Below are 9,231 nucleotides of genomic sequence, written 5' to 3'. Positions count from 1 at the left end.
CGCCGCCCCGGCGCCGCCGCCCGTGGCCGCCGCGCCCGCCGAGCCGCCTGCGCCGGCCAATCGCATCATGCTGCGCGCCACGCAGGAAACCTGGGTGCAGATCCGGGACACGCGCAACGGCACCGTCGTGCTCAGCCGTATCCTGCAGCCGCGCGAGACCTATGAGGTTCCGGAAGGCAGCGGCCTGGTGCTGACCACCGGCCGCGCGGAGGGGCTGACGGTAGAGGTGGATGGCCGTGCCTCCCAGGCGCTCACGGGGCTGGTGGGCGTCCGGCGCGACATCCTGCTGGACCCCGCCCGGCTGCGTGACGCCGCCCCGGGCCAGGTGCCGACCCGCTAGCAGCCACCAAAGCGCAGGGGCCGCGCCGGCCACGCGCGGCTGCCTGCCGCAATGGTGGCTTGGCCTCTGGCCTGGGTGCTGCCATATCCCGCGCAGACCCTTAGCGGGAGGCCGCCTTGTCCTATCGTCCGTATCAGCAGATCCTGCGCCGCAAGTCCCGTCAGATCCGGGTGGGCAAGGTGCTGGTCGGCGGCGATGCGCCAATCTCCGTCCAGACCATGACCAATACGCCGACCGAGGATGCGGCGGCGACCATCGCCCAGATCCGCCGGGCGGAACTGGCGGGCGTGGACATTGTCCGCGTCTCCTGCCCTGATGAAGCTTCCACCGCGGCCCTGAAGGAGATCGTGCACGAGGTGAACGTGCCGGTCGTGGCCGATATCCACTTCCACTACAAGCGCGCCATCGAGGCCGCCGAGGCTGGCGCGGCCTGCCTGCGCATCAACCCCGGCAATATCGGCTCGCCCGAGCGGGTGAAGGAAGTGATCAAGGCCGCGCGGGACCATGGCTGCTCCATCCGCATCGGCGTCAATGCCGGCAGCCTGGAGCGCCACCTGCTGGAGAAATACGGGGAGCCGAACCCGGAAGCCCTGGTGGAAAGCGCCCTCTGGCACGCCGACCACCTGCTGCAGAACGGCTTCGACGAGTTCAAGATCAGCGTGAAGGCGTCGGACGTCTTCCTGGCCGTGGCCGCCTATCAGCAGTTGGCGGAAGCCTGCGACCACCCGCTGCACATCGGCATCACCGAGGCCGGCGGCAAGCGTACGGGCACGGTGAAGTCCTCGATCGGCCTGGGCTCGCTGCTCTGGGCCGGCATCGGCGACACCATGCGCGTCTCGCTCTCCGCCGAGCCGGAGGAGGAGGTGCATGTGGGCTGGGATATCCTGAAGTCCCTGGGCATCCGCCACCGGGGCGTGAAGATCATCTCCTGCCCCTCCTGCGCCCGGCAGGGCTTCAACGTCATCAAGACGGTGGAAACGCTGGAGGAGCGGCTGGCGCATATCGAGACGCCGCTGACGCTTTCCATCATCGGCTGCGTGGTGAACGGGCCGGGCGAGGCGCTGATGACGGATATCGGCGTCACCGGCGGCGGCAACAACCGCCACATGGTTTATCACGCCGGCAAGACGGACCACACGATCCAGGGCGACGCGATGGTCGACCACATCGTGGAGCTGGTCGAGAAGAAGGCCGCCGAAATTGCGGCGGCCAAGCAAGAGCCTGCGGCTGAGCCCCAGGCAGCGGAGTGACGTGAGTTGAGCGGAATGCAGCCGGTACGCGGCACCAGGGACCTGATCGGCGAGACCTTCCGCCGCCACCAGCATGTCATCGACACGGCCCGCCATGTCTCCAACCTCTATGGCATGGAGGAATGGGCGACCCCGATCTTCGAGAGCACCAGCGTCTTCTCCCGCTCCCTGGGCGAGACCTCGGACGTCGTCTCCAAGGAGATGTACACCTTCGAGGACCGGGGCGGGGACAGCCTGACCCTGCGGCCGGAAGGCACGGCGGGCGTCTGCCGCGCGCTGGTTTCCAACGGCCTGACCCAGGGCGGGCTGCCGCGCAAGGTCTTCTACGCCGGCCCGATGTTCCGCTACGAGCGGCCGCAGAAGGGCCGCTTCCGCCAGTTCCATCAGATCGGCGCCGAGATCCTGGGCGCGGCCGAGCCGCTGGCCGATGCCGAGGTGATCGCCATGGGCTGGCAGATCATCCAGCAGCTCGGCATCGACGATGGCGTGGTGCTGGAGATCAACACGCTGGGCGATACGCCCTCCCGCGACGCCTATCGCACGGCGTTGGTCTCCTACTTCCAGTCCCATGCGGCGCAGCTTTCGGCTGACAGCCAGGCGCGGCTGGAAAAGAACCCGATGCGCATCCTGGACAGCAAGGATGAGGGCGACAAGAAGCTGGTCGCCGCCGCACCGACCATCGACGAGCACCTGACACCGGAAGCCAGGACCTTCTTCGAGAAGGTGCTGGGCTATCTTGACCAGTTCGGCGTGCCTTATCGGCGCAACCCGCGCATCGTGCGTGGGCTGGATTATTACAGCCACACCGCCTTCGAATTCGTCACCGACCGCCTCGGCGCCCAGGGCACCGTGATGGGCGGCGGCCGCTACGAAGGGCTGGTGCAGGAGATGGGCGGGCCTTCCACCCCCTCCGTCGGCTGGGCGGCGGGTGTCGAGCGGCTGGCCGAACTGCTGGCGGAAAGCCCGGAGGCGACCCGCCCGGTGGCCGTGATCCCGGTGGCCGAGGCGCAGGAAGCCGCCGCGCTGGCGCTGACGCAGATGCTGCGCCAGGGCGGCATTCCGGCCGAGATCGCCTACAAGGGCAACCTGAAGAAGCGGATGGAGCGGGCCAACAAGACCGGCGCCCGTGCCGCCATCATCATTGGCGAGAGCGAGGTGGCGGAGGGCGTCTATGTCGTCCGCAACCTGCGGGATGGCTCGCAGGAGCGGGTGGATGCGCCTGCCCTGCTGCCGGCGCTGGCGGCCGCCGGCGTTGAGGACGCGATGCTGGAGCAGATGATGGAAAGCATCGAGGCCGGCTTCGAGGACGACGACGGGACGGCATGAGCGGCACCAAGTCCGGCCTGGCCGAGAAGCTCGACCGTCTGCTCTACCGCGCCGACGAGCTGCGCGCCCTGCTGGAAACGGCCGAGGGCGGGCAGATCGGTGCCCTGGCGCGCGAATTGTCCGAGCTGGACCCGCTGGTGGAGAAGGTCGGCGCCCTGCGCGCCGCCGAGCGTGCCCGCGACGAGGCCGAGGCCATGATGGCCGACCCCGAGATGCGGGAACTGGCGGAGTCCGAATACTACGCCCAACGCGACGCCGTGCCGGTGCTGGAGCGTGAGCTGCGCCTGATGCTGCTGCCGAAGGACGCGGCGGATGAGGGCAATGCCATCCTGGAAATCCGCCCCGCCGCCGGTGGCGACGAGGCCGGGCTTTTCGCCGCTGAGCTGTTCGGTGCCTACCAGCGCTACGCGGCCTCGCGCGGCTGGCGCTTCGACATCATGGATTACGATGAAAGCGAGGTCGGCGGCATCAAGGGCGCTGTGGCCGAGGTGCAGGGCAGGGGGGTCTTCGCCCGGCTGAAGTATGAAAGCGGCGTCCACCGCGTCCAGCGCGTGCCGGCGACCGAGACGCAGGGCCGCATCCATACCTCGACCGTGACGGTGGCGGTACTGCCGGAGGCCGAGGAGGTGGATGTGCAGATCAATGAGAGCGACCTGCGCATCGACACCTACCGGGCCAGCGGCGCCGGCGGCCAGCACGTCAACAAGACTGACAGTGCCGTGCGCATCACCCACATCCCCACCGGCACCGTGGTGGCGATGCAGGAGGAGCGCAGCCAGCACAAGAACCGCGCCAAGGCGATGAAGGTGCTGCGCTCCCGCATCTATGACCAGCAGCGGCTGGCGGCCGATTCCGCCCGGGCCGGGGATCGCAAGTCCCAGGTCGGCACGGGCGACCGCAGCGAGCGCATCCGCACCTACAACTTCCCCCAGGGACGGGTGACGGACCACCGCATCGGCCTGACCCTGCACAAGATCGACCGCGTGATGCAGGGCGAGTTCGACGAGATCATCGACGCCCTGACCGCCGAGGACGAGGCGGCGCGGCTGGCGGCCGAAGGTGTCTGACAGCTGCCCGGACCCCGCCGGCAGCGTCGGCGGGTTCCTCTGCCGCGCCGGGCAGCACCTGCGCGCGGCGGCCATCGAGAACCCCCGGCTGGAGGCGCGGCTGCTGCTCTCCACCGCCATGGGGGTGGAGACCACGGCGCTGCTGCGCGATTCGCGCGCGCCGGTGCCGCCTGAGGCCGCCCTCCGCTTCGCCGGGATGCTGAAGCGCCGCCTGGCGCATGAGCCGATGGGATATGTGCTGGGGCACCAGGGCTTCTGGACGCTGGACCTCGCCGTTTCCCCGGCCACCTTGATCCCGCGCGCCGATTCGGAGGCGATCGTGGAGGCGGCGCTGCAGGGTCCGGCGCCTGCGCGGGTGCTGGATCTCGGCACCGGCACGGGTTGCCTGCTGCTGGCGGTGCTCTCGGAGCATCCGGCGGCCTTTGGCATCGGCGTGGATCTGGCGCCGGAGGCCGCGGCGCTGGCGGCCGCCAATGCGCGGCGGAACGGGCTGGGGGAGCGCGCCGTTTTCCTGGCCGGAAGCTGGGCCGATTCGCTCACGGGTGGCTTCGACCTCGTGCTGTCCAACCCGCCCTATATCGAGAGCGCGGATATCCCGGGCCTGATGCCCGAAGTGGCGCTGCACGAGCCCGCGCGGGCACTCGACGGTGGCGCGGATGGGCTGGATGCCTACCGGCTGATCGTGGCCGATCTGCCGCGCCTGCTGCGGCCCCGAGGCCGCGCGGTGCTGGAGCTTGGCCAGGGGCAGGGCCCTTCCGTGTCAGCCTTTGCGCGGACGGCGGGGCTGGAGGTTGTGGGGACCCATGCGGATCTTGGGGGGGTGGACCGCGCATTGATCCTGCGGCGCCCCTGAAAAAACCGTTTGGCTGATGCGGGGCACGGGGCTAGGGTGCAACACAGCGGCAGGCAACGCGGCAGCGGGCCTGGAAGTCCCGGGGATGTCAGGAAGGCCTTGGTGGCCTTGGCTCCCGGTACCGCAGCGAACATAACCACCATCCGCGACCATTCCGGCTTGTTCGGGGCATGCCTGCCCCCTGCCGCCGGCCAACGCGAGCATGAGACGGCGAACGCAATACCGATGAACATGAAGCGCATGCGCGGCCGTGGCGGCCACCGTCAGGGCGGGGGCGGCGGCGGCCAGTTCCGTCAGTCCGGAGGCGGCGGCGGCGGCGGCGGCAACCAGCCGATGAACCGCAACCACGTCTTCGACTCCAGCGGACCCGATATGCGGCTCCGGGGCACGGCCCAGCAGTTGTTCGAGAAGTATCTCCAGCTTGGCCGCGACGCGACGGGTTCCGGCGACCGTGTCATGGCGGAAAGCTACTTCCAGCATGCCGAGCATTATTTCCGCATCCTGAACGCCATGGCCCAGGCCGCGCAGCAGAACCAGCCGCCGCGCCGCCAGCAGAACGGCCAGGACGGCCAGCCTGACCATGGCGAGGCACCGGAAGGCGAGGCCACGGCCAATGGCGGTGCCCAGCCGGCCATGGAGGCCGAGGGCAACGAAGAGCAGCCGCAGGCGGCCGCTCAGTAACCGCCGCGGCGGATACGGGATCAAGAAGGGCTGGCCTGCTGGGCCAGCCCTTTTTCGTTCAGTCCAGGGCTTCCAGCGCGTCGCCCAGGGCTACCTTGCCATCCTCCAGCACCACGGCATGGACGCCGAGGTCGGCATGGCCGAAATGTTCGCGCAGCAGCTTGGGCACATTGATGTCACGTTCGCCGGTGGCGGGATTCACCTGCGTGGCCGGGCAGCGCATGGTGCGCTTGTAGATGGACAGGCGCGCCCCGCCCACCAGCACTTCCTTGCCCACCCAGTTGAACTCGGCCCAGGCCGGCAGGCCGCTGAAATAGATATTGGCACGGAAGCGCAGCGGGTCGAGCTTCTGGCCCGTGGCCTTTTCCAGCGCCGCGATGCTGGCCAGGTTGATCAGCGTGACGCCCTTCTGGCGGTCGTCGGTAAAGGCATGGCCGGGGGCGGTGACGAAGCGGGGTTCTCCGCGTGCCTCCTCTCCCAGATAGGCAGTAAGGGCGGCGGCGATGGCGGCGCGGCCGGCGGGGGTGCGGGTGCTGGCCATGAGCGTTTCCCCACCCGGGATACGCAGCAGAAGCTCGCCGCCATGGCCATCATAGACGGCGGAGACCAGGGCCAGCCGCTCATTCACCATCAGGCAACCAAAATGGCGCTTGGGCAGGAAGCCGGGGGCCGATTCGTCGAAAGGGGCGTCACCCTGGGCCAGCGCGAAGCGGCGGTCGTCGGGGATGCACTCGCCCGCCTTGAGGAAGGTTTCCTCCAGGGCCTCGGCGGTCAAGCCTTTGACGGGATAGCGGTAGAGCATCTCGACACGCATGAGGCTGGCCTTCGCAATTTTCGGTTCGATACCGGTCAAGGACCCTTGAAGGGCACCCTCCTCTCATACCACATCGGTGACGAATACGGTGCCCAGCGCAGCCAGAGGGGGCGAGGGGTGCCGGTCCGCTCATAGGAGGGGCCAGAGAATATGGACATCGAGAAGTTCACCGAGCGCGCCCGCGGGTTCCTGCAGGCCGCCCAGACCATCGCCATTCGCGAATACCACCAGCGTGTGACGCCGGAGCACCTGCTCAAGGCGCTGCTGGATGACGAGCAGGGTGCCGCCGCCGGGTTGATCCGCGCCGCCGGCGCCGATCCGAACCCCGTCAAGGCCGCCGTGGACGCCGAGATCGGCCGCCTGCCCAAGGTGCAGGGTGCCGGCGCCGGCCAGCCGCAGTTCGTGCCCGAGATCGTGCGGGTGCTGGATGCCGCGCAGCAGCAGGCCACCAAGGCCGGCGACAGCTTCGTGGCGCAGGACCGCCTGCTGGTGGCGCTGGCCGCCAGCGACACCCCGGCCGGCCGTGCCATGGTGCAGGCCGGTGCCACCGCCCAGAAGCTGGAAGCGGCGGTCGAGGCCGTGCGCAAGGGCCGCAAGGTCGATAGCGCCAATGCCGAGCAGCAGTTCGACGCGCTGAAGAAATACGCCCGCGATCTGACCGAGGCCGCGCGTTCCGGCAAGCTGGACCCGGTGATCGGCCGCGATGAGGAAATCCGCCGCGCCATCCAGGTGCTGGCCCGCCGCACCAAGAACAACCCGGTGCTGATCGGCGAGCCGGGCGTGGGCAAGACCGCCATCGTCGAGGGGCTGGCGCTGCGCATCGTCAATGGCGACGTGCCGGAAGCGCTGCGCGACAAGCGCGTGCTGGCGCTCGACCTCGGCGCCATGGTGGCCGGCGCGAAGTATCGCGGTGAGTTCGAGGAGCGCCTGAAGGGCGTGCTGACCGAGATCGAAGGCTCGGCCGGTGAGATCATCCTCTTCATCGACGAGATGCACACGCTGATCGGCGCGGGCAAGGCGGATGGGGCGATGGATGCCTCCAACCTGCTGAAGCCGGCCCTGGCGCGCGGCGAGCTGCACTGCATCGGCGCCACCACGCTGGATGAGTACCGCAAGCATGTGGAGAAGGACGCGGCCCTGGCCCGTCGCTTCCAGCCTGTGTTTGTGGGTGAGCCGAGCGTGGAGGACACTGTCTCCATTCTGCGCGGCATCAAGGAGAAGTACGAGCTGCACCATGGCGTCCGCATCGCGGATAGTGCCCTGGTAGCCGCGGCGACGCTCTCCAACCGCTACATCACGGACCGCTTCCTGCCGGACAAGGCCATCGACCTGATGGACGAGGCGGCCTCCCGCCTGCGCATGCAGGTGGACAGCAAGCCGGAGGAGCTGGACGAGGTGGACCGGCGCCTGCTGATGCTCAAGATCGAGCGTGAGGCGCTGAAGAAGGAGAACGACCAGGCGAGCCGTGACCGGCTGGAGAAGCTGGAGCGCGAGCTGGCGGAGCTGGAGGAGAAGTCCAACGCGCTCGGCGCCGCCTGGCAGGCGGAGAAGGGCAAGCTCGCCGAGGCTCAGAAGGCCAAGGAGGAGCTGGACCGCGCCCGCACCGAGGTGGAGATGGCGCAGCGCAAGGGCGATTACGCCAAGGCGGGTGAGCTGCTCTACGGCCGTATTCCGGAGCTGGAGCGGCAGATCGCCGCTGGCGGCGATGGCCAGTTGGTGAACGAGGCGGTGACGGAGGAAAGCATCGCCGCCGTGGTCAGCCGCTGGACCGGCGTGCCGGTGGACAAGATGCTGGAAGGCGAGCGCGCCAAGCTGCTGCGGATGGAGGACGAGCTGCGCAAGCGCGTCATCGGCCAGGAGGAGGCCCTGGAGGCTGTCTCCAAGGCTGTGCGGCGTGCCCGTGCCGGCCTGCAGGACCCGTCGCGGCCGATCGGCAGCTTCCTTTTCCTTGGCCCGACCGGCGTAGGCAAGACGGAGCTGACCAAGACCCTGGCCAACTTCCTCTTCGACGATGAGCGGGCGCTGCTGCGGATCGACATGTCCGAGTACATGGAGAAGCACGCGGTTGCTCGCCTGATTGGCGCGCCTCCGGGCTATGTCGGCTACGAGGAAGGCGGTGCGCTGACCGAGGCGGTGCGGCGCCGGCCTTACCAGGTGATCCTGTTCGACGAGGTGGAGAAGGCGCATGACGACGTCTTCAACATCCTGCTGCAGGTGCTGGACGATGGCCGGCTGACGGACGGGCAGGGACGGACGGTGGACTTCCGCAACACGTTGATCGTGCTGACCAGCAACCTGGGTTCCGAGATCCTCGCGGCGCAGCCGGAGGATGAGGATGTGGACCTGGTGCGCGGGCAGGTGATGAACGTGGTGCGCAGCCGCTTCCGGCCGGAGTTCCTGAACCGGCTGGATGAGGTGGTGCTGTTCCGGCGCCTCGCGCGGAAGGACATGGGCTCGATCGTCGAGATCCAGCTCGGCCGGCTGCGCAAGCTGCTCGAGGATCGCAAGATCACGCTGACGCTGGACGAGTCCGCCCGGAACTGGCTGGCAGAGGCCGGGTATGACCCGATTTATGGCGCGCGCCCGCTGAAGCGGGTGATCCAGCGGAACCTGCAGGACCGCCTGGCCGGCATGCTGCTGGAAGGCACCATCCGCGATGGCAGCGCGCTGCGGGTGACGGCGGGGCGGGATGGGCTGGATGTGCATCTCGCCGGGCTCGCGTCGGCGGCCTGAGGTTCAGCGTAAAATTCTGCGAAAATCCATTTGACAGGCGGGGGCGGCGGGCATAAAAGCCGCCCCCTGCCGCTGACGATGGAGCGTAACGCTTCGGAACCGGTGGCAGGGCTAAAGCAAGTCCTTCTGAAGTAAAAGCAAAATAGTGGTTGACGGTTCTTCAAGTC

8 protein-coding genes are annotated in these 9,231 nt (G+C 68.6%); 7 read left to right on the top strand and 1 reads right to left on the bottom strand.

Annotation, left to right across the window (positions count from 1 at the left end):
- The 6 genes from IBL25_RS22330 to IBL25_RS22305 all read left to right on the top strand — a co-directional run.
- Nucleotides 1–340 (top strand): DUF4115 domain-containing protein (locus tag IBL25_RS22330; protein WP_194433799.1); only part of this gene is annotated, 340 nt, incomplete at its 5' end.
- A gap of 116 nt (nt 341–456) precedes the next feature.
- A complete protein-coding gene (gene ispG, locus IBL25_RS22325) occupies nt 457–1,590 on the top strand; it encodes a flavodoxin-dependent (E)-4-hydroxy-3-methylbut-2-enyl-diphosphate synthase (RefSeq protein ID WP_187780694.1) in 1,134 nt (377 codons plus the stop codon).
- Nucleotides 1,591–1,596: 6 nt separating this feature from the next.
- Nucleotides 1,597–2,916 carry a histidine--tRNA ligase gene (hisS, locus tag IBL25_RS22320; RefSeq protein ID WP_238940590.1) on the top strand — a complete coding sequence of 440 codons (1,320 nt, stop codon included), beginning with the start codon at nt 1,597–1,599 and terminating at the stop codon, nt 2,914–2,916.
- Nucleotides 2,913–3,983 carry a peptide chain release factor 1 gene (prfA, locus tag IBL25_RS22315; protein ID WP_187780693.1) on the top strand — a complete coding sequence of 357 codons (1,071 nt, stop codon included), beginning with the start codon at nt 2,913–2,915 and terminating at the stop codon, nt 3,981–3,983. Before hisS ends, prfA begins: the two co-directional genes overlap by 4 nt.
- Complete coding sequence (prmC, locus tag IBL25_RS22310; RefSeq protein WP_187780692.1) at nt 3,976–4,836, top strand: peptide chain release factor N(5)-glutamine methyltransferase; 861 nt, start codon at nt 3,976–3,978, stop codon at nt 4,834–4,836. The genes prfA and prmC overlap by 8 nt, the downstream gene beginning before the upstream one ends.
- 225 nt (nt 4,837–5,061) lie before the next feature.
- Nucleotides 5,062–5,517 (top strand): DUF4167 domain-containing protein, encoded by a 456-nt coding sequence (locus IBL25_RS22305; RefSeq protein WP_187780691.1) that lies wholly within the window; start codon nt 5,062–5,064, stop codon nt 5,515–5,517.
- A gap of 58 nt (nt 5,518–5,575) precedes the next feature.
- On the opposite strand, the gene IBL25_RS22300 is transcribed toward IBL25_RS22305, so the two are convergent.
- Nucleotides 5,576–6,331 (bottom strand): MOSC domain-containing protein, encoded by a 756-nt coding sequence (locus tag IBL25_RS22300; protein WP_187780690.1) that lies wholly within the window; start codon nt 6,329–6,331, stop codon nt 5,576–5,578.
- 150 nt (nt 6,332–6,481) lie between these two features.
- Here IBL25_RS22300 and clpB point away from each other — a divergent pair, with 150 nt between their 5' ends.
- The gene (gene clpB / locus IBL25_RS22295) at nt 6,482–9,064 is read left to right on the top strand and encodes an ATP-dependent chaperone ClpB (protein ID WP_187780689.1); all 2,583 of its coding nucleotides are present in this window, start codon (nt 6,482–6,484) and stop codon (nt 9,062–9,064) included.
- Nucleotides 9,065–9,231: the final 167 nt, after the last annotated feature.

It is taken from the genome of Pseudoroseomonas ludipueritiae (assembly GCF_014490445.1).
GTDB lineage: Bacteria > Pseudomonadota > Alphaproteobacteria > Acetobacterales > Acetobacteraceae > Pseudoroseomonas > Pseudoroseomonas ludipueritiae.
The sequence above is the reverse complement of the archived record's forward strand: the minus strand, read 5'-3'. Positions and strand labels throughout refer to the sequence as shown.